This is a genomic window from Helicobacter pylori (assembly GCF_014498195.1).
GTDB classification, from domain to species: Bacteria; Campylobacterota; Campylobacteria; order Campylobacterales; family Helicobacteraceae; genus Helicobacter; species Helicobacter pylori_DO.
The window spans coordinates 36275-61672 of record NZ_JACTGH010000006.1 but is presented as its reverse complement, the minus strand read 5'-3'; the positions used below and the strand labels follow the sequence as shown (position 1 = coordinate 61672).

The 25398-nt window shown below is 39.0% G+C and carries 25 protein-coding genes; 24 read left to right on the top strand and 1 reads right to left on the bottom strand.

Annotated elements, in window-relative coordinates; translation table 11 throughout:
* Positions 1–50 precede the first annotated feature (50 nt).
* Genes H7N67_RS03975 through H7N67_RS03895 form a run of 17 tightly spaced genes read left to right on the top strand, consistent with a single transcriptional unit; the run spans position 51 to position 16167 of the window.
* Positions 51–2621 (top strand): ATP-dependent Clp protease ATP-binding subunit, encoded by a 2571-nt coding sequence (locus H7N67_RS03975; protein ID WP_187939127.1) that lies wholly within the window; start codon positions 51–53, stop codon positions 2619–2621.
* 57 nt (positions 2622–2678) lie between these two features.
* On the top strand, positions 2679–3398 hold the full coding sequence (locus H7N67_RS03970) for a cytochrome c biogenesis protein CcdA (protein WP_187939126.1): 720 nt from the start codon (positions 2679–2681) through the stop codon (positions 3396–3398).
* Positions 3399–3407: 9 nt separating this feature from the next.
* Entirely contained in the window at positions 3408–4544 is a 1137-nt protein-coding gene (locus H7N67_RS03965; RefSeq protein ID WP_187939125.1) for an amidohydrolase family protein, read from the top strand.
* Positions 4529–5758 (top strand): aminofutalosine deaminase family hydrolase, encoded by a 1230-nt coding sequence (gene mqnF / locus H7N67_RS03960; RefSeq protein ID WP_187939124.1) that lies wholly within the window; start codon positions 4529–4531, stop codon positions 5756–5758. Before H7N67_RS03965 ends, mqnF begins: the two co-directional genes overlap by 16 nt.
* Before the next feature lie 60 nt (positions 5759–5818).
* Positions 5819–6061 (top strand): nuclease, encoded by a 243-nt coding sequence (locus tag H7N67_RS03955; RefSeq protein WP_000780044.1) that lies wholly within the window; start codon positions 5819–5821, stop codon positions 6059–6061.
* Positions 6062–6070: 9 nt separating this feature from the next.
* The gene (gene miaB / locus H7N67_RS03950; RefSeq protein WP_187939123.1) at positions 6071–7384 is read left to right on the top strand and encodes a tRNA (N6-isopentenyl adenosine(37)-C2)-methylthiotransferase MiaB; all 1314 of its coding nucleotides are present in this window, start codon (positions 6071–6073) and stop codon (positions 7382–7384) included.
* 38 nt (positions 7385–7422) lie between these two features.
* Positions 7423–8076, top strand: coding sequence for a lysophospholipid acyltransferase family protein (locus H7N67_RS03945; protein WP_187939122.1), 654 nt, complete (start codon positions 7423–7425; stop codon positions 8074–8076).
* Positions 8069–9052 carry a hypothetical protein gene (locus H7N67_RS03940; protein ID WP_187939121.1) on the top strand — a complete coding sequence of 328 codons (984 nt, stop codon included), beginning with the start codon at positions 8069–8071 and terminating at the stop codon, positions 9050–9052. The genes H7N67_RS03945 and H7N67_RS03940 overlap by 8 nt, the downstream gene beginning before the upstream one ends.
* Positions 9042–9575, top strand: a complete 534-nt coding sequence (locus tag H7N67_RS03935; RefSeq protein WP_001212813.1) for a hypothetical protein — start codon at positions 9042–9044, stop codon at positions 9573–9575. The genes H7N67_RS03940 and H7N67_RS03935 overlap by 11 nt, the downstream gene beginning before the upstream one ends.
* Positions 9572–10111 carry a hypothetical protein gene (locus H7N67_RS03930; RefSeq protein ID WP_147806165.1) on the top strand — a complete coding sequence of 180 codons (540 nt, stop codon included), beginning with the start codon at positions 9572–9574 and terminating at the stop codon, positions 10109–10111. The genes H7N67_RS03935 and H7N67_RS03930 overlap by 4 nt, the downstream gene beginning before the upstream one ends.
* Positions 10112–10126: 15 nt before the next feature.
* A complete protein-coding gene (locus H7N67_RS03925) occupies positions 10127–10525 on the top strand; it encodes a YkgJ family cysteine cluster protein (protein WP_127984912.1) in 399 nt (132 codons plus the stop codon).
* A 36-nt stretch (positions 10526–10561) separates the two neighbouring features.
* Positions 10562–11857 carry a tetratricopeptide repeat protein gene (locus H7N67_RS03920; RefSeq protein ID WP_187939120.1) on the top strand — a complete coding sequence of 432 codons (1296 nt, stop codon included), beginning with the start codon at positions 10562–10564 and terminating at the stop codon, positions 11855–11857.
* Positions 11845–12402: a beta/alpha barrel domain-containing protein gene (locus H7N67_RS03915; RefSeq protein ID WP_187939119.1), complete on the top strand. Its 558-nt coding sequence runs from the start codon at positions 11845–11847 to the stop codon at positions 12400–12402. Before H7N67_RS03920 ends, H7N67_RS03915 begins: the two co-directional genes overlap by 13 nt.
* Before the next feature lie 56 nt (positions 12403–12458).
* Entirely contained in the window at positions 12459–12713 is a 255-nt protein-coding gene (locus H7N67_RS03910; RefSeq protein WP_000055463.1) for a YfhL family 4Fe-4S dicluster ferredoxin, read from the top strand.
* Positions 12714–12722: 9 nt separating this feature from the next.
* Entirely contained in the window at positions 12723–14177 is a 1455-nt protein-coding gene (locus tag H7N67_RS03905; protein WP_187939118.1) for a Ppx/GppA family phosphatase, read from the top strand.
* Complete coding sequence (waaC, locus tag H7N67_RS03900) at positions 14174–15184, top strand: lipopolysaccharide heptosyltransferase I (protein ID WP_187939117.1); 1011 nt, start codon at positions 14174–14176, stop codon at positions 15182–15184. The genes H7N67_RS03905 and waaC overlap by 4 nt, the downstream gene beginning before the upstream one ends.
* Entirely contained in the window at positions 15181–16167 is a 987-nt protein-coding gene (locus H7N67_RS03895) for a lipid A biosynthesis lauroyl acyltransferase (RefSeq protein ID WP_187939116.1), read from the top strand. Before waaC ends, H7N67_RS03895 begins: the two co-directional genes overlap by 4 nt.
* 71 nt (positions 16168–16238) lie before the next feature.
* Here the strand turns inward: H7N67_RS03895 and tgt are convergent, their stop codons facing one another.
* The gene (gene tgt, locus H7N67_RS03890; protein WP_187939115.1) at positions 16239–17354 is read right to left on the bottom strand and encodes a tRNA guanosine(34) transglycosylase Tgt; all 1116 of its coding nucleotides are present in this window, start codon (positions 17352–17354) and stop codon (positions 16239–16241) included.
* Between the two features lie 56 nt (positions 17355–17410).
* Between tgt and H7N67_RS03885 the strand changes: the two genes are divergently transcribed.
* The 7 genes from H7N67_RS03885 to H7N67_RS03855 are packed head-to-tail and all read left to right on the top strand — an operon-like array spanning position 17411 to position 25344.
* Complete coding sequence (locus H7N67_RS03885) at positions 17411–18847, top strand: COG3400 family protein (RefSeq protein WP_187939153.1); 1437 nt, start codon at positions 17411–17413, stop codon at positions 18845–18847.
* Positions 18848–18851: 4 nt separating this feature from the next.
* A complete protein-coding gene (gene aroB / locus H7N67_RS03880; RefSeq protein ID WP_187939114.1) occupies positions 18852–19883 on the top strand; it encodes a 3-dehydroquinate synthase in 1032 nt (343 codons plus the stop codon).
* Positions 19874–21445 (top strand): mechanosensitive ion channel family protein, encoded by a 1572-nt coding sequence (locus tag H7N67_RS03875; RefSeq protein ID WP_187939113.1) that lies wholly within the window; start codon positions 19874–19876, stop codon positions 21443–21445. Before aroB ends, H7N67_RS03875 begins: the two co-directional genes overlap by 10 nt.
* Positions 21442–22698, top strand: a complete 1257-nt coding sequence (gene mtaB / locus H7N67_RS03870; protein WP_187939112.1) for a tRNA (N(6)-L-threonylcarbamoyladenosine(37)-C(2))-methylthiotransferase MtaB — start codon at positions 21442–21444, stop codon at positions 22696–22698. The genes H7N67_RS03875 and mtaB overlap by 4 nt, the downstream gene beginning before the upstream one ends.
* Complete coding sequence (locus tag H7N67_RS03865; RefSeq protein ID WP_187939111.1) at positions 22685–24337, top strand: AAA family ATPase; 1653 nt, start codon at positions 22685–22687, stop codon at positions 24335–24337. The genes mtaB and H7N67_RS03865 overlap by 14 nt, the downstream gene beginning before the upstream one ends.
* 2 nt (positions 24338–24339) lie before the next feature.
* Complete coding sequence (gene bioV, locus H7N67_RS03860) at positions 24340–24858, top strand: pimelyl-ACP methyl ester esterase BioV (protein WP_187939110.1); 519 nt, start codon at positions 24340–24342, stop codon at positions 24856–24858.
* Between the two features lie 12 nt (positions 24859–24870).
* Positions 24871–25344, top strand: coding sequence for a DUF4149 domain-containing protein (locus H7N67_RS03855; protein WP_187939109.1), 474 nt, complete (start codon positions 24871–24873; stop codon positions 25342–25344).
* The last annotated feature ends 54 nt before the right edge of the window (positions 25345–25398 follow it).

The window sequence follows — 25398 nt, the reverse complement described above, 5'->3', positions numbered from 1 at the left end:
TTAAAATAGTGTAAAATAGTAAAGATTTTAAAACTCAAAAAGGATTGATAATGAATTTATTTGAAAAAATGACTGACCAATTGCATGAGGCTTTAGACAGCGCGCTCGCTTTAGCTTTACACCACAAAAACGCTGAAGTAACGCCCATGCACATGCTTTTTGCCATGCTTAATAATTCCCAAGGCATTCTCCTTCAAGCCTTACAAAAAATGCCTGTGGATATTGAAGCTTTAAAACTTAGCGTTCAAAGTGAGCTGAATAAGTTCGCTAAAGTCTCACAAATCAGCAAGCAAAATATCCAATTAAACCAAGCTCTAATCCAAAGTTTAGAAAACGCTCAAGGTTTGATGGCTAAAACGGGCGATTCTTTTATCGCTACCGATGTGTATCTTTTGGCGAACATGAGCCTTTTTGAAAGCGTTTTAAAACCTTATTTAGACACTAAGGAATTGCAAAAAACTTTAGAATCTTTAAGAAAAGGCAGGACTATTCAGGATAAAAACGACGATTCCAATTTGGAAAGTTTAGAAAAATTTGGCATTGATTTGACGCAAAAAGCCCTAGAAAATAAGCTGGATCCCGTGATCGGAAGAGATGAAGAAATCATTCGCATGATGCAAATTTTGATAAGAAAAACAAAAAATAACCCTATTTTACTGGGCGAGCCTGGAGTGGGGAAAACGGCGGTTGTGGAAGGGTTAGCCCAACGCATTGTGAATAAGGAAGTGCCTAAAACGCTTTTAAACAAACGAGTTATCGCTTTAGATTTGAGCTTATTGGTGGCTGGGGCGAAATACAGAGGCGAGTTTGAAGAGCGCCTGAAAAAGGTGATTGAAGAAGTTAAAAAAAGCGCGAATGTGATTTTATTCATTGATGAAATCCACACGATTGTAGGGGCTGGGGCTAGTGAGGGGGGCATGGATGCGGCGAATATTTTAAAACCCGCGCTCGCTAGGGGGGAATTGCACACGATTGGAGCGACCACTCTAAAAGAATACCGCAAGTATTTTGAAAAAGACATGGCGTTACAAAGGCGTTTCCAACCCATTTTACTCAATGAGCCTAGCATCAATGAAGCTTTACAGATTTTAAGGGGGTTAAAAGAAACTTTAGAAACGCACCATAATATCACCATCAATGACTCCGCGCTCATAGCGAGCGCCAAACTCTCCAGCCGTTATATCACCGATAGGTTTTTACCCGATAAAGCGATTGATTTGATTGATGAGGGGGCGGCTCAATTAAAAATGCAAATGGAATCAGAACCGGCCAAACTCTCCAGCGTGAAGCGCTCCATTCAAAGACTAGAAATGGAAAAACAAGCCCTTGAAATGGAAAACAAAGAGAGCAATGCCAAACGCATGCAAGAAATCCTTAAAGAATTGAGCGATTTGAAAGAAGAAAAAATCCAATTAGAAGCGCAATTTGAAAACGAAAAAGAAGTGTTCAAAGAAATTTCACGCTTGAAAATGGAAATGGAGGGCTTGAAAAAAGAGGCTGAAAGGTTTAAACGCAATGGGGATTACCAGCAAGCGGCTGAAATTGAATACTCTAAAATCCCTGAAAAGGAAAAGAAAGAAAAAGAATTGCAGCATAAATGGGAAGCGATGCAGCAAAACGGGGCGTTATTGCAAAACGCTTTAACCGAAAACAACATCGCTGAGATCGTGAGCCAATGGACGCACATCCCGGTCCAAAAAATGCTCCAAAGCGAAAAAAATAGGGTTTTAAACATTGAAAGCGAATTGCAAAAAAGGGTGGTAGGGCAAGAAAAAGCGCTCAAAGCGATCGCTAAAGCGATTAAAAGGAATAAGGCCGGCCTTAGCGATAGCAATAAACCCATAGGGAGTTTCCTCTTTTTAGGGCCAACAGGCGTGGGTAAAACCGAGAGCGCTAAAGCCTTGGCGCAATTCTTGTTTGATAGCGATAAAAATCTTATAAGAATTGACATGAGCGAATACATGGAAAAGCACGCTATCAGCCGTCTCATTGGGGCCGCTCCTGGGTATGTGGGCTATGAAGAAGGCGGGCAATTAACCGAAGCGGTGCGCAGAAAGCCTTATAGCGTGGTGCTGTTAGATGAAGTGGAAAAAGCCCATCCGGATGTGTTTAATCTCTTGTTGCAGGTTTTAGATGAAGGGCATTTAACCGATAGTAAGGGCGTGAGAGTGGATTTCAAAAACACGATTTTGATTTTAACCAGCAATGTGGCTAGCGGCGCGCTTTTAGAAGAAGATTTGAGTGAAGCCGACAAACAAAAAGCGATTAAAGAGAGCTTGAGGCAATTTTTCAAGCCGGAATTTTTAAACCGCTTAGATGAAATCATCTCCTTTAACGCCCTAGATAGTCATGCTGTCATTAATATCGTGGGGATACTCTTTGAAAACATTCAAAAAAAAGCGCTTGAAAGGGGCATTAATATAACCCTAGACGAAAAAGCAAAAGAATTGATCGCCGAAGCGGGGTTTGACAGATTTTATGGCGCTAGACCCCTAAAACGCGCGCTCTATGAAATGGTAGAAGACAAGCTCGCTGAACTCATTTTAGAGGATAAAATTAAAGAGAATGGCAGCGTGGCGTTTGTGGTAGAAAATAACGAGATTGTGCCTAAGATTAAGTGAAGTTTGGTTATCCTAAAAAATATTAAGAAATGATTATTTTTAAAAAAGGATTGAATGATGTTTGATAACACGCTTGTTAATCTCTTTGACACAGCGCCTCTTTTAACTTCGCTTCTAGCTGGGATTTTAACTTTTTTAAGCCCTTGCGTGTTGCCTTTGATCCCGGCGTATATGTCTTATATTTCTCAAATTTCTTTAGAGGATATTAAAGATGGTAAGGCTAAAAGGGTTTCGGTTTTTTTAAAATCCTTGATGTTTGTGGTAGGGTTTTCGCTCGTGTTTTTGGGCGTGGGCATGTCTATGGCCAAGCTTATCCATAGCTTTTCGTTTGCTTGGGTGAATTATATCGCTGGGGGGATTGTGATCCTTTTTGGTTTGCATTTTTTAGGCGTGTTTCGTTTTTCATTTTTGTATAAAACTCAAAGCGTTCGTTTAGCGAGCAAATCTAATAGCATGCAGCGCTTTTACCCCTTTCTTTTGGGCATGAGTTTCGCTTTGGGCTGGACGCCATGCATCGGGCCGATATTCACTTCTATTGTGATCATGAGCGCGAGTAAGGATACTTATGGTTTAATCCTTATGGTGGTGTTTGTAATGGGCTTGGCGATCCCTTTTTTATTGGTGGCTTTAATGCTAGAAAGAGCGCTTTTGTTTTTAAAATCCTTAAAGAAATACAACCGCGCGATTGAGATTGTTTCAGGGTTGGTGCTTATTTTAATGGGAATATTGATCATGACAAATTCTTTAGAAAGCTTGACTAACTTCTTGCAAAAATAGGAGGGTTTGATGCTGTTAAAAAACGCTTCGTTTTATGATGATGAAGTTTTAAAAAGAGCGGACATCCGCTTAAAAGATTCTCTCATTATAGAGATTAAAGAAAACTTAAGCCCTATTAATAATGAAGAAGTGATTGAGTGCAGGGATTTATTCGTGCTGCCAAGCTTCATTGATTTGAGCGTTACTGATTTAGAGGGTTATGAAAATTTAAAACAAAAGGCTTTTAAAGGGGGGGTGGGGTTACTCAATGTTTTTAATGGCGATCAAAGCGATATTAAAAATATCATGGCGCTCAAAAACAACCAACTAGCCGACATCGCTACGCTTAAAAATAAAGGGGGGGAAATTTTAATTGCGCCATCTGACGCTTTTTTAGAACTCATCAGCCACTATGCCAAATCCTACAACTTGCCTCTTTTAGTCTCTTTAGAAAATTCTTTTGAAACCCTAAATAGCGGGGCATTAGCCTATGAATTGGGGCAAAATTTTGTAGACAACGCGTTTGAAAACACGCGCTTGGTGCGTTTCATGGAAGTTTCTAGAGCGTTACAAATCCCCATGCTTTTAGATAAAGTGAATAGTATCACCACGATCAAACTCATCAAAGCCTTTAACGATTTAGGAGCGAAATTACAAGCCCAAACGCCCTTAAGCCATTTGATCTTAGATGAGAGCGTGTATGAAGATTATGAGCCACGATTTAAAATCGCCCCTCCTTTAAGGGATAAAGAAGGTCAAAACGCCCTAAAAGAAGCCCTAAAAAATAACGAAATCGCCATGCTCACAAGCCTTCATGTTTTTAAAAACTCTAACGCAGAGCTTTTTGAAGAAAGCGCTTTTGGGTGTGAGAGCATAGAGGACGCTTTTAGCGTGGCTTATACTTTTTTAGTTCAAAAAAAGGTTATCAGCTTCCAACAGCTCATTAAAGTCATGGCAACCAATCAAGCGAGATTTTTAAAACTCAATGCAGGCGAGGTTAAAGAAAACCAATTAGCCAATTTGATGATTGTAGATCTAAACGCTCAAACAAGAGTGAGTAATCAAAATTCGCCCTTTTATGGTTTGGAATTGCATGGCGAAGTGCAAAGAATGATTTTAAAAGGGCAAACCACATTTATTAAGGAGAATGCATGCAAGAAATCGTAGGAGCGTCTTTAGTTTTTTTGTGTAATGAAAAATGCGAAGTGTTAGAAGATTACGGCGTGGTCTTTGATGAAAAGATTGTTGAAATAGGCGATTATCACAATTTAACGCTTAAATACCCCCACTTAAAGGCGCAGTTTTTTGAAAATTCCGTTCTGTTGCCCGCTTTTATCAACGCGCACACCCATTTTGAATTTTCCAACAACAAGGCGAGTTTTGATTACGGGAGTTTTTCTGGCTGGTTAGGGAGCGTGTTGAACAATGGGGGGGCGATTTTAGAAAATTGCCAAGGGGCTATTCAAAACGCTATCAGCGTGCAATTAAAAAGCGGGGTGGGGAGCGTGGGGGCGATTTCTAACCACTTGATAGAAGTTAATCTGTTAAAAGAAAGCCCCTTGAGTGCTGTCGTGTTTTTAGAGTTTTTAGGGAGCAGCTATTCTTTAGAAAAATTAAAAGCGTTTGAGATAAAATTTAAAGAATTAAAAGATTTAGAAGATAAAAAACTTAAAGCGGCTTTGGCTGTGCATGCCCCTTATTCGGTCCAAAAAGACATGGCTTTAAGCGTGATCCAATTGGCCAAAGATTCACAAAGCCTGCTTTCTACGCATTTTTTAGAATCGTTTGAAGAGTTAGAATGGGTGGAAAATTCTAAAGGGTGGTTTGAAAATTTTTACCAGCATTTTTTAAAGGAGTCTCATTTCAAATCGCTCTATAAGGGCGCGAACGATTACATTGACATGTTTGAAGACACGCACACTTTATTCGTGCATAACCAGTTCGCTTCTTTAGAAGCGTTAAAAAGGATTAAATCTCAAGTCAAAAACGCTTTTTTAATCACATGCCCCTTTTCTAACCGCTTGTTGAGCGGGAAAGCGTTGGATTTAGAGAGAGCTAAAGAAGCCGGTTTGAGCGTGAGCGTGGCCACTGATGGCTTGAGTTCTAACATTTCGCTGAGCCTTTTAGACGAATTAAGGGCGTTCTTGCTCACCCATAACATGCCGTTATTAGAATTAGCCAAGATCGCTCTTTTAGGGGCGACTAGGCATGGGGCTAAAGCTTTAGCTTTGAATAATGGCGAGATAGAAGCCAACAAAAGGGCGGATTTGAGCGTGTTTGGTTTTAATGAAAAATTCACTAAAGAGCAAGCGATCTTGCAATTTTTATTGCATGCTAAAGAAGTGGAGCGCTTGTTTTTAGGGGGGAAAAGGGTGATCTAATTTGTTTTAAAGACAGAATGCGTTAAAATGGGAAATTTAAATCAATTAAGGAAAGAGTCAATGAAATTAGTTTTAGCCAAGAATACGAGAAAATCAGACGCTAAGAGCGTGGAATTGGAGGATTTGTACCACAAATTCAGTGAAGACAAGCGTTCTATTTTCTATTTTGCCCCCACAAACGCCCACAAAGACATGCTCAAAGCGGTGGATTTTTTCAAAGAAAAAGGCCATACGGCTTATTTAGATGAGGTGAGGGTCAGCACTGATGAAAAAGATTTTCTTTATGAATTGCACATTATTTAAAGGCTTGTATTGAAAGTTTATATTGAAACCATGGGTTGTGCGATGAATTCTAGGGATAGCGAGCATCTACTAAGCGAACTATCCAAACTGGATTATAAAGAGACTAGCGACCCTAAAATGGCGGATTTGATTTTAATCAACACTTGCAGCGTGCGCGAAAAGCCTGAAAGGAAATTGTTTTCAGAAATCGGGCAATTCGCTAAAATCAAAAAACCCAACGCCAAAATCGGGGTTTGCGGGTGCACTGCAAGCCACATGGGAGCGGATATTTTGAAAAAAGCCCCAAGCGTGAGCTTTGTGTTAGGGGCTAGGAATGTGTCTAAAATCTCTCAAGTGATCCATAAAGAAAAGGCCGTTGAAGTGGCGATTGATTATGATGAAAGCGCGTATGCGTTTGAATTTTTTGAAAAAAAGGCTCAAATCCGATCGCTATTAAACATCTCTATAGGTTGCGATAAGAAATGTGCTTATTGCATTGTCCCGCACACTAGGGGGAAAGAAATTTCTATCCCTATGGATTTGATTTTAAAAGAAGCTGAGAAATTGGCGAATAACGGCACTAAAGAGATCATGCTTTTAGGGCAGAATGTGAATAATTATGGCGTGCGTTTTAGCAGCGAGCATGCGAAAGTTAATTTTAGCGATTTGTTGGATAAATTGAGCGAAATTTCAGGCATTGAAAGGATACGATTCACTTCGCCTCACCCCTTGCACATGAATGATGAATTTTTAGAACGCTTTGCCAAAAACCCTAAAGTGTGCAAGAGTATCCACATGCCCTTACAGAGCGGATCTAGCGCGGTGTTAAAGATGATGCGAAGAGGTTATAGTAAAGAGTGGTTTTTAAATCGGGTGGAGAGGTTAAAAGCTTTAGTGCCTGAAGTGGGCATCAGCACGGATATTATCGTGGGCTTTCCTAATGAGAGCGATAAGGATTTTGAAGACACGATGGAGGTGCTAGAAAAAGTGCGCTTTGACACGCTCTATAGTTTCATTTATTCCCCACGCCCTTTCACTGAAGCGGGAGCTTGGAAAGAAAGAGTGCCGTTAGAAGTTTCATCTTCAAGGTTGGAGAGGTTGCAAAACAGGCACAAAGAAATTTTAGAAGAAAAAGCCAAGTTGGAAGTGGGTAAAACGCATGTGGTGTTGGTGGAAAATAGGCGTGAAATGGATAATCAAATCGTGGGTTTTGAAGGGCGCAGCGATACGGGGAAATTCATTGAAGTAACTTGTAAGGAAAAAAGAAATCCGGGCGAGCTTGTAAAAGTGGAGATTATTTCTCATTCCAAAGGGCGCTTGATAGCGGCCATTAAAGGCAACTAATCAAAATAACCAATGAAGAGCGGGTTTAAAGGCGAGAATTGAGCTTAAAATTTTTCAGGAAAAATATCGTTTTAAAGATTGTCCCTCGTTTGGCGTTTGGAGTCCTTTGGTTGTTGCATAAAACTTGTAAAAACCGCTATTTTTTAGCTCAAAATTTAAAAGAAAAACCCTTTATTGTAAGCTGTTGGCATGGGGAGCTTGGCATGATCGGATTTGCGTATTTAAGGCTTGAAAAACCTTCTGTTTATGTGATCGCAAGCCAGCATTTTGACGGATCTATTGCGGCTGGTTTGTTTGAAAGCTTTGGTTTTAAAAACATTAGAGGCTCTAGCAAAAAAGGGGGGGTTAAGGTTTTGATAGAGGGGCTTAAACGATTGAAAGAAGGTTGCGATGTCGCTATCACTCCTGATGGCCCTAAAGGCCCACGACACAGCATAGCGGATGGGGTGATCGCTTTAGCTCAAAAATCAGGCGTGGGGATTAGCGCTTGTCGGGTGGTTTGTAAAAACGCATGGCGGTTGAACACTTGGGATCAATTTGAAATCCCTAAGCCTTTTAGCGAAGTACGCTATTACATGCTAGAACCTGTGATCATCCCTAAGGAATGGGAGCTTTCAAAGGCTAAAGAATATTTAAAGACGCGCATGGATTCTGTTGGGTTTGAAGAACCTCAAAGGGGTTTGGGTGCTTAAGGGGTTAAAAAAAGCGTTTAAAGAGAGGTTTTGCTCTCAAGTGTATATCTCTTTTAATGTGGATCACAATCTTTTATCCGCTCAAATTTTAAGGGTTAAAAACCACCGCATTAAAGAGAAATTTTTTAAAACTTTTGAGACTAAAGTGGAGACTAAAAATGGTGAAGTCCCCATTCAAGCCTTAAAAATCGCCAGAACTTATAGCCAAAAATACCCCTACACTTATTTTAGCGCGATGAGTAAGGCTAAAGAGGTTTTATGCGAAAAGCAGGCGTTTGAACAAATCAAACAAGAAAATCAAGATTATCATGCTTGCGAAGTCAATCAAAAGTATTGCGTTTATGTGGAATCTAAGGATTTTTTAAAGGATTTCAAGCGTTTTAAAATCCAGGATGTGGATTTTTTGTTTTCGCCTTTTAGCCTTATTTATGATTTTGTGCGCGATAATTTAGAAAATAAGCCGTTGTTGTATTTGCTTTTGGAGCGTTCAAGATTTTATTTTTTGATTGCGGATAAAAAAGAGATTTTTTTAGCCAAATCCGTGTTTTTAGAAGAACAACCTGAACAGTTTGTAGAGAGCAAAGAAGAAGATTCTATGGGAATGGATAATGAGACTGTGAATTTGTTTTTGAGTGAAATCCAAGAAGATATTGACAGCCTTGAAGAAGCGATAGGCCTAGACAGCAGTGAGGATAATAGCGAAAAAATAACAGAGGACGCTTATAGTTTGATTGAAGGCATGACGAATATCCCCTTAATTGCAGATGTTTTGCAAGAGGGATTGCGCAGCGTCTATCATTCTAGAGAGATAGACTTTGTAGAAAAGGTGGTTGTTTTAGACAGCTGTCAAATCCACCACAAAGCGTTAATGCATTTGCAAGAAACTTTGATGATAGAAGTGGATAGGCTTGATTTTTCTTTAGTGGAGCGCTTGAACATTTTAGCGTGCATGGAGAATGAAAAGCATGCGTTTTAGCTATATTGAGCCAAGAGCGAAATACCTTATCAGCAAGCTTTCTAAAATTTGGGTTTTTTACATTTTTTTATCTTTTGTGGTAATAGGGGGGTTAGTGTGGTTTATGCATAACGCTATTAAAAGCACTCAAGACAATGCGTCCAGTTTGACGATCCAAGAAAGGCTCTACCGCCATGAAATCAGCCGCTTACAGGTTAAGACTGATGAAACCTTAAAACTCATTAAAGAAGCCAAAAAGCGTTTGAATTATAACGATGATATACGAGATGTTTTGCAAGGGCTTTTGAATATTGTGCCGGATTCCATCACTATTAATAGCATTGAAATAGACCAGCAAAGCGTGGTGGTTAGTGGTAAAACCCCTTCTAAAGAAGCCTTTTATTTTTTGTTTCAAAACAAACTAAACCCCATGTTTGATTATTCTAGGGCGGAATTTTTCCCTTTAAGCGATGGGTGGTTTAATTTTGTTTCCACCAACTTTTCTAATTCCTTACTGATAAAAAACCCGGAGTCTATTAAATGAAGCCATTGCATTTTTCACACTTAGACAGAGAACAATCAGGCGATGTAGGGTTTATCATTAAAAACCTCATTTTTTTAGGGGTTTTTTCCTTATTGGGTTGGCTCAATACCGAGTATTTTCTATGGCCTAGCATGCTGGAATTAAAAAAAATCCTTTTAGAAGAAAATCGTAAAAAAAGCGTTTTAGAATACGCGCAAAGGCATTTTGAAACAGCCCTAGCGAACTATCGCAATCAAAAAGAAACCAGCGAATCCTTATTAAAGATTTTTAATGATGAAGAGTCCAGGCGGATTTTAGAAAAGATTTTAAAAAAATGTTTTGATGCCTATAAAATCAAACCCTTGCTCTCTCAAAACCCTCTTCAAAAAACCCAGTTTTTTATCATGGCCAGAGCGAGCGAATTGGAAAAAACCTATCTTTTTTTCACCTTGCTTAACAAGTATTTACCGAGCGCTCAAAGCCAATTGCCCTTAAAAATTTCTAAAGATGATGAAGGGCTGTTGGTGCAATTTAGCGTGAGTATTGATCTCCAATAGGATAGGGGTAGTTTAATGCAAGATTTTGATTTTAGTTTTAATCCTAAGGCATGCGAGGGTTGTGGGGCAAAGTGTTGCGTGGGGGAAAGCGGGTATATTTTTTTGAATATCCAAGAAATGCAACAAATTAGTGCTTTTTTAAAATTAGAACTAAAAGAATTCAGTCAAAAATACGTTAAAAAGGTGGGGTATAAGTTTTCTTTATTAGAAAAAGACGCTAAAGAGTTGGGTTTGGCGTGCGTGTTTTTGGATTTAGAAACCAAAAAATGCCAGATTTATAGCGTGCGCCCTAAACAATGCCAAACTTTTCCTTTTTGGGAGAGCGTGAAAACTTTCTCTAAAGAGCAAAAAGAAGCTTTTTGTCAAAGCTGTCCGGGCATCACACAAAAAACCAAAGAAACTAAAGTGCGCTAAAATTCATTATAGTGACACAAAAAAGGAAATAAAATAATGGATATTCCAATAAAGAAAAGATTTTTAGCAAATTTATTGTTTTTGAGCTTGTTTTCTTGCCTTAAGGCTGAAACCCTTTCAGAAGACCATCAAATTTTATTGAGTTCAGACGCTTTCCATAGAGGGGATTTTGCAGCCGCTCAAAAAGGGTATATGAATCTTTACAAGCAAACCAATAAGGTGGTGTATGCTAAAGAAGCAGCCATTTCAGCGGCGAGTTTAGGAGATATTAAAACCGCTATGCATTTAGCCATGCTCTATCAAAAAATCACCAATAATCGTAATGATGTTTCTATCAATAAGATTTTAGTGGATGGCTATGCGCAAATGGGGCAGATTGATAAGGCGATTGAATTGCTGCACAAAATCCGTAAAGAAGAAAAGACCATAGCCACAGACAATGTGTTAGGGACTTTGTATTTGACTCAAAAGCGTTTGGATAAGGCTTTCCCGCTGTTGAATAAGTTTTATAACCAAGTGCATGATGAAGACAGCCTGGAAAAACTCATTACGATCTATTTTTTGCAAAATCGTAAAAAAGAGGGCTTGGATTTGTTGCAATCTCATATAGACAGGTATGGTTGTTCAGAGCAATTGTGCCAAAAAGCGCTCAACACTTTCACGCAATTTAATGAGTTGAATCTGGCTAAAACGACTTTCGCTCGTTTGTATGAAAAAAACCCTATTGTTCAAAACGCCCAATTTTACATAGGGGTATTAATCTTGTTAAAGGAGTTTGATAAGGCCCAGCAAATCGCAGAATTATTCCCTTTTGACAGGCGTTTGTTGTTAGACTTATACACCGCGCAAAAAAAATTCGCTCAAGCTTCCAAACAGGCTTCTTTGATCTATCAAGAAAAAAAAGACCCTAAATTCTTAGGATTAGAGGCCATTTATCATTATGAAAGCTTGAGCGCGAAAGATAAAAAACTCACCAAAGAAGAGATGCTGCCTATCATTCAAAAATTAGAAAAAGCCACCAAAGAGCGCCAGCAAATTCTCGCTAAAACTAAAGATAAAGAAGACGCACAAGACGCTTTCTTTTATAATTTTTTAGGGTATTCCTTAATAGATTATGACTTAGATATTAAAAGGGGCATGGATTTTGTGAGGAAAGCCTTAGCGTTGGATTCTGGCTCGGTGCTTTATTTGGATTCTTTAGCATGGGGTTATTACAAATTAGGGAATTGTTTGGAGGCTAAAAAAATCTTTTCTAGCATCGCTAAAGAGTTTATTCAAGCCGAACCCGAATTAAAAGAGCACAATAAAATCATTCAAGAATGCAAGAAATAGGGATTTTAGAAAATTTACAAAAAAGCTTAGCCTTAAAAGAGGGCATGCTTTCTTATGAAATGCTGGGTAAAAGCCTATCATATAACCCTTACTTGCCTAGAATTATTTCTAAAACCAAAGATTGTGTTTTTGTAACCCCTGATGAGGTTTTAGGAAAGCTTTTGGAAGAAAACGCCCGCACCGATTGCATCGTTGTCAATTTCAAAGGATTATACGAAATAGGCGCGCCAAGCGTGTTTGATTTAGAAGTTTTAGGGTTGTTGCGCCGCCATGCGAGCTCTTTGATTGTCCATCAAGATCTTTTCATCAGCCATTACCAGCTTTTAGAATCGCTTGTTCAAGGCTCTGATGGGGTCATTTTAGACGAAGAGCTTTTGAAAGAAGATTTAAAGGGCATGGTGGAATTCGCTTGGCGTTTGGGCTTAAGCGTGTTTGTAGAAACCCACAAACAAGATTACACCCATTTAAAAGATTTAGGGGTTTTAGGCGTGCTAGAAAAAGTCCCCCATTCTCAAAATCAAAAAAAAATAGTTTTTTTAGATTGAATTTTAAGCTAATTTAGAGTAAAAATCGTATTCAAACTTTTTAAAAGGAGTTAGTCATGTCATTATTGGTGAATGATGAATGCATTGCGTGCGATGCTTGCAGAGAAGAATGCCCTAGTGAGGCGATTGAAGAGGGCGATCCCATTTATAATATTGATCCAGACAGATGCACGGAGTGTTACGGGTATGATGATGATGAACCTCGTTGCGTGAGCGTATGCCCTGTAGATGCGATTTTACCGGATCCTAACAATGCAGAGAGTAAAGAGGAATTGAAATACAAATACGAAAGCTTAAAAGAGCAAGATTAAAGGCTAGCAATGGCTAAAATCACAACCGTGATTGATATAGGATCTAATTCGGTGCGTTTGGCTATCTTTAAAAAGACGAGCCAGTTTGGGTTTTACTTGCTTTTTGAAACCAAATCTAGGGTTAGGATTTCAGAGGGCTGTTATGCGTTTGATGGGGTTTTACAAGAAATCCCCATGCAAAGAGCCATTAAAGCCTTGAGCGAATTTAAAGAAATCGCCCTTAAATACAAAAGCAAAAAAATCTTATGCGTAGCGACCTCAGCGGTGCGCGATGCCCCTAATCGGCTGGAGTTTGTGGCGAGGGTGAAAAAGGCTTGCGGTTTGCAAATCAAAATCATTGACGGGCAAAAAGAAGCGCTCTATGGCGGGATCGCGTGCGCGAATTTGTTGCATAAAAATTCAGGGATCACGATAGATATTGGAGGGGGTAGCACGGAGTGCGCGTTGATTGAAAAAGGCAAGATTAAGGATCTCATCTCGCTTGATGTTGGCACGATTCGCATTAAAGAAATGTTTTTAGACAAAGACTTAGAGGTCAAAACCGCTAAAGCCTTTATCCAAAAAGAGGTTTCTAAACTGCCCTTTAAGCATAAAAACGCCTTTGGGGTTGGGGGGACGATTAGGGCGTTGAGTAAGGTATTGATGAAACGCTTTGATTACCCCATTGATTCTTTGCATGGTTATGAAATAGATGCGCATAAAAATTTAGCGTTCATTGAAAAGATTGTTACGCTCAAAGAAGATCAATTGCGGCTTTTGGGGGTGAATGAAGAGCGTTTGGATAGCATCAGGAGCGGGGCGTTGATTTTATTAGTCGTTTTGGAGCATTTAAAAACTTCTTTGATGATCACCAGCGGCGTAGGGGTGAGAGAAGGCGTGTTTTTAAGCGATTTATTGCGCCACCATTACCATAAATTTCCCCCCAATATCAACCCCTCTCTAATCTCTTTAAAAGATCGCTTTTTGCCCCATGAAAAGCACAGCCAAAAGGTCAAAAAAGAATGCGTGAAATTGTTTGAAGCCTTATCGCCTTTGCATAAAATAGATGAAAAATACCTTTTCCATTTAAAGATTGCGGGGGAATTAGCGAGCATGGGTAAGATTTTAAGCGTCTATTTAGCCCACAAGCACAGCGCGTATTTTATTTTAAACGCTTTGAGTTATGGCTTTAGCCACCAGGATAGAGCGATCATTTGCTTATTGGCGCAATTCAGCCATAAAAAAATCCCTAAAGACAACGCTATCGCCCACATGAGCGCGATGATGCCAAGCCTTTTAACCTTACAATGGCTGAGTTTCATCCTTTCTTTAGCCGAAAATCTGTGCCTGACAGACAGCCATCATCTAAAATACACGCTAGAAAAAAACAAGCTTGTGATCCATTCTAATGATGCGCTTTACTTGGCTAAAGAGATGCTCCCTAAACTCGTTAAGCCCATTGCTTTGATGATAGAGTTTGCTTGAAGATAGCGATTGTCAGGCTTTCAGCGCTTGGGGATATTATCGTGAGTGCGGTGTTTTTGGCGCTGATTAAAGAGCGTTTTACTGACGCTCAAATAGAATGGTTCGTGGATGAAAGATTTGGCGCGATTTTAGAGCATTCCCCTTATATTGATAAATTACACCCCATCGCTTTAAAAAGCGCGCTCACAACCTTTAACCCTTTGAAGATTTTCAAACTTTTTAAATCTTTAAGGGCTTATAAATACGATATAGTCATTGACATGCAAGGCTTGATCAAATCCGCTCTCATCACTCAAATGTTAAAAGCCCCTAAAAAAGTCGGCTTTGATTACGCTTCGGCTAGGGAGGGTTTGAGCGCGTTTTTTTACTCGAAAAAAGTTTCTATCGCTTATAATGAGCCTGTTTTAAAGCGCAATTTCACGCTCCTTTCTCATGCCCTAAACTTGCCCAAAAAAGAAATTTCAGAGGGCTTAAACTCTCGATCTAAAGTGTTTTCTTACCAAGATTCTCCAAAAATTGATGCGTTAAATTTGAATGAAAACAAGCCAAAAATCCTTTTTGTTTTAGAAACTTCTAAAATCAATAAAACTTACCCCATAGAGCGTTTTAAAGAGCTGGCGTTAGCGTTAGAAAATTTTCAAATTTGCTTGTTATGGCATGCTGATGAAGATAAGGCCACTGCGCTTTATGGCGCTTTAAAAAACCAGCGCGATGTGTTATTGCTCCCTAAACTCACTTTAAACGAAGTTAAGGCGTTGCTCTTTAAAATGGATTTGATCATTGGGGGCGATACGGGTATTACGCATTTAGCATGGGCGTTGCAAAAACCCAGCATCACCCTTTATGGCAACACGCCCATGGAGCGTTTTAAATTAGAAAGCCCGATCAATGTTTCGCTCACCGGTAATTCAAACGCCAACTACCATAAAAAGGATTTTTCTATCCAAAACATAGATCCTAAAAAAATTAAAGAATGCGTTTTAAACATTTTAAAGGAAAAAGAATGACTTATAAAGAACGACTCATACACGAAAAAATATTGAAACAAGACGACAAGGGTTTTAAAACAGAACTGCGCATTTTGAGCATTTTTATCGTGGAATCTTTAGTGAATATTTTGGGGTTTATGTTGGCTAAAATGCCTCATTTTTGGTTTTTAAGGTGCATTAAAGCTGTAGCGTGGCTGATGAGAACCTTTGATAGGCGCCGTTATTTTGACGCTAAGGCCAATTTGGATTTTGTGTTTGGGGATTCTAAAAGCGAAGAAGAGAAAAAAAGGATTATTAAAAAGGGTTATGAAAATTTTGCTTTCATCATTTTAGAAACCATCAGGGTGATTTTTATCCCTAAAGATGAATACGACGCTCGTTTCACGCTCATCAATGAAGAAAATATATGGAAGTCTTTAAACAAGGAAGGCCAAGCGATCACTTTATGCATGCATTTTGGCTATTGGGAAGCGGTAGGCACGACTTTAGCGCAATATTATGAGGATTATGGTAGGGGGTGCTTGGGGCGTTTGACTAAATTCGCCCCTATCAATCACATGATTATGAGCAGGCGAGAAGCGTTTGGGGTGCGTTTTGTCAATAAAATAGGGGCGATGAAAGAACTCATTAAAATGTACAATCAAGGCAATGGCCTTGTGGGGATTTTAGTGGATCAAAATGTCGTGCCTAAAGATGGGGTGGTGGTGAAATTTTTCAATAAAGACGCTACGCACACCACGATCGCTTCTATTTTATCGCGCCGCTACAATATAAACATCCAGCCGGTATTCATTGATTTTAATGACGACTATTCGCATTACACAGCGACCTATTACCCAAGTATCCGCTCTCAAATCACCGATAAAGCTGAAAACGATATTTTAGAATGCACGCAAGCCCAAGCGAGTTTGTGTGAAGAAGTGATTAGAAACCACCCGGAAAGTTATTTTTGGTTCCACAGGCGTTTTAAAAGCACCCACCCTGAAATTTATCAAAGATAGGGTTTTTATTTTACTGAATGTTGATCGTAAAATGTAAAAAAATGCTTTTTAGTATTTTTAAATTTCATCATTCAATGAGAGCGAGAGTTATATTTCTCCAAAAACTCTTTTTTAAAACTCAAAAACCGCTTTTCTAAAATGGCGTTTCTGGCGTTTTTAACCAGCTCTAAATAAAAATGCAGATTGTGCAAGCTGGCTAAACGGGCGTAAGTGAGTTCTTTAGCCCTAAAGAGATGGTGCAAATAGGCTTTAGAGTAGCGTTTGCAAGCATAACAAGCGCAATTTTCTTCAATAGGGGTATCATCCAATTTATAGGGCGTGTTTTTGATAGAAATTTTTCCAGAATGCGTGAAAAGGGTGGCGTTTCTGGCGTTTCTGGTGGGCATCACGCAATCAAACATATCCACCCCTAAACTGATAGCGTCTAGGATATTTTCAGGCGTGCCTACGCCCATTAGGTAGCGAGGCTTGTCTTTAGGGAGCAAAGGGGCGGTGTGCGCGATCGTTTCTAGCATTTCATCTACACTTTCCCCCACCGCTAAACCGCCTATAGCATAACCATCAAAACCACCATGCGTTAATTCCACGCTAAGGCTTCGCATTTTCAAATGCGTCCCACCCTGGATAATGGCAAAAAGGTTGTTGTTGGGGCGGTTATTTTCTTTGTGGTATTCTAGGCTGAGATTCGCCCATTTAGCGCTTCTTTTAATGGATTCTTCAAGGCGCTTTAAGGGAGCGGGCAAGCCCACTAAATCGTCTAAAACCATCATAATATCGCTATTCAAAGAATATTGAATGTCCAAAACTTTAGCGGGCGTGAAGAAATGCTTGCTCCCATCAATATGGGATTTAAAAATAATCCCGTCTTCTTGCAATTTGACATTATCGCTCAAACTGAAGGCTTGAAACCCTCCGCTATCGGTTAAAAAACTCCCATGAAATTGAGCGAAACGATGCAAGCCCCCTAATTGTTCAACCACTTTCTCACCCGGCCTTAAATACATGTGATAGGTGTTGGCTAAAATGAGCTTAGCGCCTAAAATTTCTTGCATATCCATAGCGTCTAAAGATTTGATACAGCCTTGCGTGCCTACGGGCATGAAAACGGGTGTCTCTACTTGAGAATGAGCTAAATTCAAAACGCCAGCTCGCGCGTTATCATCAACAGCTTGGAGTTGAAAATCCATCGTTTAAGCCTTAATCTTGGATATAATGGCGTAATCATTTTTTAGGAAGTTTGGAATTGAAGAAAATCGCCCTTATTTTAGATGGCATTGTAGCAAAAAATTTTTTAGACTTGGTGCTAAGGCATTATTCTAATCATAATTTTTATATAGTGGTTGTCAAAGATGAGAGCCTTATCCCTAAAAACTACCCAAGCACTTTCGCTTTTTATTGTTTTGATGCGACTTCTAGTTTCAGGCTTTTGCAAGTGTTAAACGATGAGGTGAGCGATGCGTTTTTAATCATACAAGATTTTAAAGAGCAACGCATCATCCATAAAATCATTCAAACCCATTTCAAACGCATGCGCGTGGTTTTGAGCGTGAAAAGAGATAGCGAAAAAACTTTAGAAAACAATGAAGAAAATAAAGACGAAAAGCTTATTTTGATTGATGAATTTGAAGTTTTAGCCAATAAATTCATTTCTCGTTTGCCTAATATCCCTAGCACCCCTAGAGAGTTTGGGTTAGGCAAGGGCGAGATCATGGAGATTGATGTGCCTTTTGGGAGCATTTTTGCTTATAGGCATATTGGCTCTATCAGGCAAAAAGAATACAGGATTGTAGGGCTTTATCGCAACGATGTTTTGTTGCTCTCCACTAAATCTTTGGTTATCCAACCACGAGACATTCTTTTAGTGGCGGGCAATCCGGAAATTTTAAACGCGGTGTATCATCAAGTCAAAAGCAATGTGGGGCAGTTCCCAGCCCCCTTTGGTAAGAGCATTTATTTATACATTGATATGCGCTTACAAAGCCGAAAAGCGATGATGCGCGATGTGTATCAAGCCTTGTTTTTGCACAAACATTTAAAGAGCTACAAGCTCTATATCCAGGTTTTACACCCCACTAGCCCTAAGTTTTATCATAAATTTTTAGCGCTAGAAACCGAAAGCATTGAAGTGAATTTTGATTTTTATGGGAAAAGTTTTATCCAAAAACTCCATGAAGACCACCAAAAAAAAATGGGCCTAATCGTGGTAGGCAAAGAGCTTTTTTTATCTAAAAAACACCGAAAGGCCTTGTATAAAACAGCCACCCCGGTTTATAAAACCAACACTTCCGGCTTGTTTAAAACCTCTCAAAGCGTGGTGGTTTTGAATGAAAGCTTGGATATTAATGAGGACATGTCTTCAGTGATTTTTGATGTGTCTATGCAAATGGATTTGGGCTTGTTGCTCTATGATTTTGACCCTAACAAGCGCTATAAAAACGAGATTGTCAATCATTATGAAAATTTAGCCAACACGCTCAACCGCAAGATTGAGATTTTCCAAACCGATATTAGAAATCCTATCATGTATCTCAATTCTTTAAGAAATCCCATTTTGCATTTCATGCCTTTTGAAGAGTGCATCACGCACACGCGTTTTTGGTGGTTTTTATCCACTAAAGTGGAAAAATTAGCGTTTTTAAACGATGATAACCCTCAAATTTTTATCCCTGTAGCGGAGTGAAAGAATGCAAGAAATTGTAATCCCTTTAAAAGAAAAAAGCTATAAAGTGTTTTTGGGGGAACTGCCTGAAATAAAATTGAAACAAAAAGCGCTCATCATTAGCGATAGCATCGTGGCCGGGTTGCATTTGCCCTATTTATTAGAGCGCTTGAAAGCCTTAGAAGTCAGAGTGTGCGTGATAGAGTCCGGGGAAAAATACAAGAATTTTCATTCATTAGAGCGCATCTTAAACAACGCCTTTGAAATGCAATTAAACCGCCATTCTTTAATGATAGCCCTTGGTGGGGGAGTCATAAGCGATATGGTGGGGTTTGCGAGCAGTATTTATTTTAGGGGGATTGATTTTATTAATATCCCTACGACTTTACTCGCTCAAGTGGATGCGAGCGTGGGGGGGAAAACAGGGATCAATACGCCTTATGGCAAGAACTTAATCGGATCGTTCCACCAGCCTAAAGCGGTTTATATTGATTTAGCTTTTTTAAAAACCCTTGAAAAAAGGGAATTTCAAGCAGGGGTGGCTGAAATCATTAAAATGGCGGTGTGTTTTGATAAAAACCTGGTAGAAACATTGGAAACAAAGGATTTAAAAGATTGTTTAGAAGAAGTAATCTTTCAAAGCGTTAATATCAAAGCTCAAGTTATTATGCAAGATGAAAAAGAGCAAAACATCAGGGCCGGGTTGAACTATGGGCATACCTTTGGGCATGCGATAGAAAAAGAGACTGATTATGAGCGATTTTTGCATGGCGAAGCGATCGCTATTGGCATGCGCATGGCTAATGATTTAGCCCTTTCTTTAGGCATGCTCACTCTAAAAGAATACGAACGCATAGAAAATTTATTGGAAAAATTTGATTTGATATTCCATTACAAAATCACCGATATTCAAAAATTTTACGAACGCTTGTTTTTAGACAAAAAAAGCGAAAATAAGACAATCAAATTCATTCTGCCCAAAGGCGTTGGAGCGTTTGAAGTTGCCTCTCATATCCCTAAAGAAACGATTTTAAAGGTGTTAGAAAAATGGCATTAAGGGTATTGTTATTCTTTTGTTTTTTGTTTTTACAAGCAGAAGATAAAAGCCAAGAGCTATTGTCCATACAAAAGCAAATGGCTTTGGTGGATAAAAAACTCGCCAAAGACGATAATGTGTGGTTGAAAAAATTTGAAAACTATAAGATCTACAATCAAATTTATACCGAAAAAGAGAGCGTGAGGCAGGAATTAAGGCGTTTAAAAAACAAAAAAAGCAAGGATTTATTAAAGATTAGCACCTTAGAGCACACCCTAAAGGCTTTAGAATCCCAGCAAAAAATGTTTGAAAGCTATGGGGTCAATCCTTTTAAGGATTTGATAGAGCGCCCCAATATCCCCAATATCCCTAATATCGCTAACCCTATTGCAATCATTGATGGCATTTCTTTCATTAAAAGCATGCATTTAAAGCATGAAAGTCTTAAAAATAACCAAACTGCTTTAGAAGAAGTTTTAAAGCTTTTAGATCAAAAACACCAGCTTTTAAATCAGTGGCACGCTTTGGATAAAAACGCGAAACTAAGCGATGAAATTTATCAAACTCAAGCCAAACGCCTGGAATTGCAAGGGGCTCAAAACATTCTAAAAACCACGATCGGGATTTTCCAAAAAGACAGCGATGAGGCTATAAGCATTGTCAAATCTCAAGTTAAAAACCAACTTTTTAAATTGGTTTATGTGTTTTTAGCAGCCCTTTTGAGCGTGGTGTTTGCTTGGATTTTAAAAATCATTTCCAGTAAATACATTGAAAATAATGAGCGCGTCTATACCGTGAATAAAGCCATTAACTTCGTGAATGTGAGCGTGATCATTTTAATCTTTCTTTTTTCTTATTTAGAAAATGTTACTTACTTGGTAACGGTTTTAGGCTTTGCGAGCGCGGGCTTAGCGATTGCGATGAAAGATTTGTTCATGAGCTTGCTTGGGTGGTTTATTATTTTGATTGGGGGGAGCGTGCATGTGGGCGATAGGGTGCGTATCGCTAAGGGGACGGATATTTTTATTGGCGATGTGTTGGATATTTCTATGTTGCACATTACGATTTTAGAAGATGTAACCTTTACCACTTACACGAACAACAGGAGAGCGGGCCGGATTATCTTTGTGCCTAATAATTATATTTTCACCACCATGTTCGCTAATTACAGCCATTTTGGGATGAAAACGGTTTGGGATGGCGTGGATTTTTGCGTTACATTTGATTCTGATTTTAAAAAAGCTTCTAAAATTGCGCTCAACATCGCTACAGAATTGTCTAAAGAATACACGGATATTACCTATAAACAGCTCAATAAAATGCGCGACCGGTATTCTTTAAGGAGTTTGAGTGTGAAGCCTCGATGCTTTTTGATGCCTGAAAATAACGGGATAAAAATCTCGGTGTGGTATCAAACCAATTCGTATGCGACCATGTCTTTAAGGAGCAAGATTGTGGCTGAAATCGTTGAAGCTTTTTTGAAAGAAGAAAATATCCATATCGCTTATACCACTAGCAAATTGCTTAAAGTGGATGCTGATGCTCTAGGCGATGGTTTTGGGAATAAAAGGGAACAAAAATGAAAAAAGTCTATTTCAAAACTTTTGGGTGCAGGACGAATCTTTTTGACACGCAAGTGATGGGCGAGAATTTGAAAGACTTTAGTGCGACTTTAGAAGAACAAGAAGCCGATATTATTGTGATCAATTCTTGCACCGTGACTAATGGGGCCGATAGTGCAGTAAGGAGTTACGCTAAAAAAATGGCGCGATTGGATAAGGAAGTGTTATTTACCGGCTGTGGGGTGAAAACTCAAGGCAAAGAGCTTTTTGAAAAAGGGTTTTTAAAGGGCGTTTTTGGGCATGACAATAAAGAAAAGATTAACGCACTTTTACAAGAAAAAAAGCGTTTTTTTATAGATGACAATTTAGAAAACAAGCACCTAGACACCACGATGGTGAGCGAGTTTGTGGGAAAAACTAGGGCGTTTATCAAGATCCAAGAAGGCTGTGATTTTGATTGCAATTATTGCATTATCCCAAGCGTGAGAGGGAGGGCTAGGAGCTTTGAAGAGAGGAAAATTTTAGAGCAAGTGGGTCTTTTATGCTCTAAAGGCGTTCAAGAAGTGGTTTTAACCGGCACCAATGTGGGGAGCTATGGGAAGGATAGAGGAAGCAATATCGCACGATTGATTAAAAAATTAAGCCAGATTGCTGGATTAAAACGCATAAGGATTGGGAGCTTAGAACCTAATCAAATCAACGATGAATTTTTAGAGCTTTTAGAAGAGGATTTTTTAGAAAAACATTTGCATATCGCTTTACAGCATAGCCATGATTTCATGCTAGAGAGAATGAATCGAAGGAACCGCACTAAAAGCGATAGGGAATTATTAGAGATAATCGCTTCTAAGAATTTTGCTATCGGCACGGATTTTATTGTGGGGCATCCGGGCGAGAGCGGAAGCGTTTTTGAAAAGGCGTTTAAAAATTTAGAGGGCTTGCCTTTAACGCACATCCACCCTTTTATTTACAGCAAACGAAAAGACACCCCCTCTAGCTTGATGCACGATAGCGTGAGTTTGGAAGTTTCTAAAAAGCGTTTGAATGCGATTAAAGATTTGATTTTTCATAAAAATAAGGCGTTCAGGCTATTGCAACTCAAGCTCAACACGCCCCTAAAAGCCCTAGTGGAAGCGCAAAAAGACGGCGAATTTAAAGCCTTAGATCAATTTTTCAACCCCATTAAAATCAAAAGCGATAAGCCCTTAAGGGCTAGTTTTTTAGAAATCAAAGAGTATGAAATTAAGGAGAGGGAAAATCATGCCGTTTTCTAAATTTTTAGAAAACCTCACCTCTCCCTTCAAACGCATCAAAAACCGCTCGCTTGTTTTGGCGTTAGGGTTTTTGATCCTTACTTTTTGCTTGCTTCTTTTTTTAATTTTAAGCGATGTTTCTAGGCTCATATCGGGTAAGGACTTTTTTTATGTGATCCAATCCCACCCTAAGCAAACTCTAATTGAAGATGAAAATTATTTTTATGCTAACAAGGGTCTTTATAAAACCAACAAAGAAGCCTTTTTAAGAGCCTATAAAATCCCAGAAAGCATACCCATAGAAAGACGAGAAAATTTAAGCAAGGTTTCTAAAATCTTTTTAGCGTTGCTTTTTTTCATTTCTAGCATGCTTTTTGGGATCTTTTGGCGTTTGCCTAAACGATTGGATACTAAAATGAGTTTAGAAAGCGCATCTAAAAACGAATTAGAAAATACATTCCAGCGATACGATGCGCTAGGGGTGCGTTTTGAAGATATTGCAGGGGTGGATGAAGTTAAAGAAGAATTATTAGAAGTGATAGACTATTTAAAAAACCCTAAAAAATACCAGGATTTAGGGATTTTCCTCCCTAAAGGCGTGCTTTTAATCGGGCCTCCTGGAGTGGGGAAAACCATGATCGCTAAAGCCTTAGCGAGTGAAGCCAGAGTGCCGTTTTTTTATGAAAGCGGGAGCGCGTTTTCTCAAATTTATGTGGGGGCTGGGGCTAAAAAAGTGCATGAACTTTTCATGCATGCTAAAAGGCATGCCCCCTCTATTATTTTTATTGATGAAATTGACGCTTTGGGTAAGGCTAGGGGAGGGCATAGGAGCGATGAAAGAGAGGCCACGCTCAACCAGCTTTTAACCGAAATGGATGGGTTTTTGCAAAACGATGAGGTGGTGGTGATAGGAGCGACTAACCAAATGGAGGTGATGGATGAAGCGCTATTAAGGAGCAAACGATTTGATCGGCGTATTTTCATTTCTTTACCGGATTTACTAGAAAGGCAGAGCATTTTAGAAAAGCTTTTAGAAAACAAAAAGCACACGCTCAATTATCTTAAGATCGCTAAAATTTGCGTGGGTTTTAGCGGGGCGATGTTAGCGACTTTAATCAATGAAAGCGCTCTAAACGCCCTAAAACACCAACGAAACGAAATCACTGAGAGCGACATTTTAGAAGTGAAAGACAAGATCGCTTACGGCAAGAAAAAGCCCCAAACCCTAGATGAAAACCAAAAGGAATTAGTCGCTTTGTATCAAAGCGCGAAAGCCTTGAGCGCGTATTGGCTAGAAATTGAATTTGATAAAGCGCCAATATTAGGGGAATTTATCGCTTTTAATGAAAATAAAATCCATAGCGAGAGCGAGATTAAAAATTATATTAAAGTGTATTTGAGCGGGACGATTGTTTTAGAGTTGCTCTATAAAGAGCGTTATAGTCTGTCTAAACAGGACTTGCAAAAAGCGAAATTTTTGAATGAATTTATGGCTAGCGAGCTTCTTTTAACCCCTACAAAAGAGTCTTTAAGCGTTCTTTATGAAGAGCAACTGGAGTTTTTAAAGCCGCAAATTGCAGCTTGCAAGCGATTAAGCGCTCTACTATTAGAGCAAGAATATTTAGAACATTCTCATTTGTATGATTTGTTGAACGGATGAAAATGCGTTTTTTTAGTGGTTTTGGGTTCATTAATGAAAGCGTTTTGTTTGAAGAGTGGCTTTTAAAAGGGGCTTATGATGTGTCAGGCTTTTCTATGGGGGCGATTAAGGCGATAGAATACGCTTATAATGAAATCTCACAACAGCGGCGCATCAATTCCTTGTTATTGTTTTCGCCTTGCATGCTAGCGCATAAGAGTTTAGCGTTCAAACGCTTACAACTTTCTTCGTTTCAAAAAGATCCGCAAAGCTACATGGATAACTTTTACCAAGAAGTGGGCTTGAGCGCCAAATTGGAGCGTTTTAAAAAAATGGGTTCTTTAGAAGAATTGGAATTTTTATTGGATTACAAGTATAGTGATTCTATAATTAGATTTTTATTAGAAAAAGGCGTGAAGATTGAAGTGTTTATCGGTTTAAAAGATAAAATCACTGACATTCAAGCTTTGTTGGAATTTTTTACGCCCTTAGTTCAAGTGTGGCAGTTTAAGGATTGCAACCATTTGTTGCAAAAATCTTAAAAAAGGTGGAAGATGAAAAAATTTGGTTTAGGGGTGTATTTGCTTCTTTTGGGTATTTTGGGTGGCTCTTTGATCATTCTAGGAGCGATAGTCGCGCCCATTGTTTTCAAAGCTTCAAGCATTTTACCCGAATTGAATCTAACTCCCTTTGAGAGCGGGAAACTCATGGCGCAAATCTTTGTGCGTTTCAATTATCTTTTAGGTGCGATCGGTTTTGTGGTGTTACTTTATGAAATCATTTCGTTTATTTATTATAAAGGATCGTTAGTGTATTTGATCCTTGGCGTGGCGATAGGGGCGTTGTGTTTGCTCTTTGTTTTTTATTACACGCCTTATATTTTAAACGCTCAAAAAGCGGGCGAAGCCGTGCTTCAAAGTGCTGAATTTGCCCGCTCGCACGCTCAAAGCGAATGGCTGTTTAAGGAATTGTTTGTGCTGGTGTGCGCTTTGTTTTTTTGGCGTTTGCTTGGAAAAAATGCGCTTTAGTCCCTTTGATTTAATCAAATGAGGGAGTTTTTGGCTACTATCTAGGAAATGAGA

What these genes read in the sequence shown, in the direction of transcription:
- H7N67_RS03975 (WP_187939127.1), top strand. Translation starts at nt 51, where the DNA reads ATGAATTTATTTGAAAAAATGACTGACCAATTGCATGAGGCTTTAGAC.
- H7N67_RS03970 (WP_187939126.1), top strand. Translation starts at nt 2,679, where the DNA reads ATGTTTGATAACACGCTTGTTAATCTCTTTGACACAGCGCCTCTTTTA.
- H7N67_RS03965 (WP_187939125.1), top strand. Translation starts at nt 3,408, where the DNA reads ATGCTGTTAAAAAACGCTTCGTTTTATGATGATGAAGTTTTAAAAAGA.
- mqnF (WP_187939124.1), top strand. Translation starts at nt 4,529, where the DNA reads ATGCAAGAAATCGTAGGAGCGTCTTTAGTTTTTTTGTGTAATGAAAAA.
- H7N67_RS03955 (WP_000780044.1), top strand. Translation starts at nt 5,819, where the DNA reads ATGAAATTAGTTTTAGCCAAGAATACGAGAAAATCAGACGCTAAGAGC.
- H7N67_RS03935 (WP_001212813.1), top strand. Translation starts at nt 9,042, where the DNA reads ATGCGTTTTAGCTATATTGAGCCAAGAGCGAAATACCTTATCAGCAAG.
- H7N67_RS03930 (WP_147806165.1), top strand. Translation starts at nt 9,572, where the DNA reads ATGAAGCCATTGCATTTTTCACACTTAGACAGAGAACAATCAGGCGAT.
- H7N67_RS03925 (WP_127984912.1), top strand. Translation starts at nt 10,127, where the DNA reads ATGCAAGATTTTGATTTTAGTTTTAATCCTAAGGCATGCGAGGGTTGT.
- H7N67_RS03920 (WP_187939120.1), top strand. Translation starts at nt 10,562, where the DNA reads ATGGATATTCCAATAAAGAAAAGATTTTTAGCAAATTTATTGTTTTTG.
- H7N67_RS03915 (WP_187939119.1), top strand. Translation starts at nt 11,845, where the DNA reads ATGCAAGAAATAGGGATTTTAGAAAATTTACAAAAAAGCTTAGCCTTA.
- H7N67_RS03910 (WP_000055463.1), top strand. Translation starts at nt 12,459, where the DNA reads ATGTCATTATTGGTGAATGATGAATGCATTGCGTGCGATGCTTGCAGA.
- H7N67_RS03905 (WP_187939118.1), top strand. Translation starts at nt 12,723, where the DNA reads ATGGCTAAAATCACAACCGTGATTGATATAGGATCTAATTCGGTGCGT.
- H7N67_RS03895 (WP_187939116.1), top strand. Translation starts at nt 15,181, where the DNA reads ATGACTTATAAAGAACGACTCATACACGAAAAAATATTGAAACAAGAC.
- tgt (WP_187939115.1), bottom strand. Translation starts at nt 17,354, where the DNA reads ATGGATTTTCAACTCCAAGCTGTTGATGATAACGCGCGAGCTGGCGTT.
- aroB (WP_187939114.1), top strand. Translation starts at nt 18,852, where the DNA reads ATGCAAGAAATTGTAATCCCTTTAAAAGAAAAAAGCTATAAAGTGTTT.
- H7N67_RS03875 (WP_187939113.1), top strand. Translation starts at nt 19,874, where the DNA reads ATGGCATTAAGGGTATTGTTATTCTTTTGTTTTTTGTTTTTACAAGCA.
- mtaB (WP_187939112.1), top strand. Translation starts at nt 21,442, where the DNA reads ATGAAAAAAGTCTATTTCAAAACTTTTGGGTGCAGGACGAATCTTTTT.
- H7N67_RS03865 (WP_187939111.1), top strand. Translation starts at nt 22,685, where the DNA reads ATGCCGTTTTCTAAATTTTTAGAAAACCTCACCTCTCCCTTCAAACGC.
- bioV (WP_187939110.1), top strand. Translation starts at nt 24,340, where the DNA reads ATGCGTTTTTTTAGTGGTTTTGGGTTCATTAATGAAAGCGTTTTGTTT.
- H7N67_RS03855 (WP_187939109.1), top strand. Translation starts at nt 24,871, where the DNA reads ATGAAAAAATTTGGTTTAGGGGTGTATTTGCTTCTTTTGGGTATTTTG.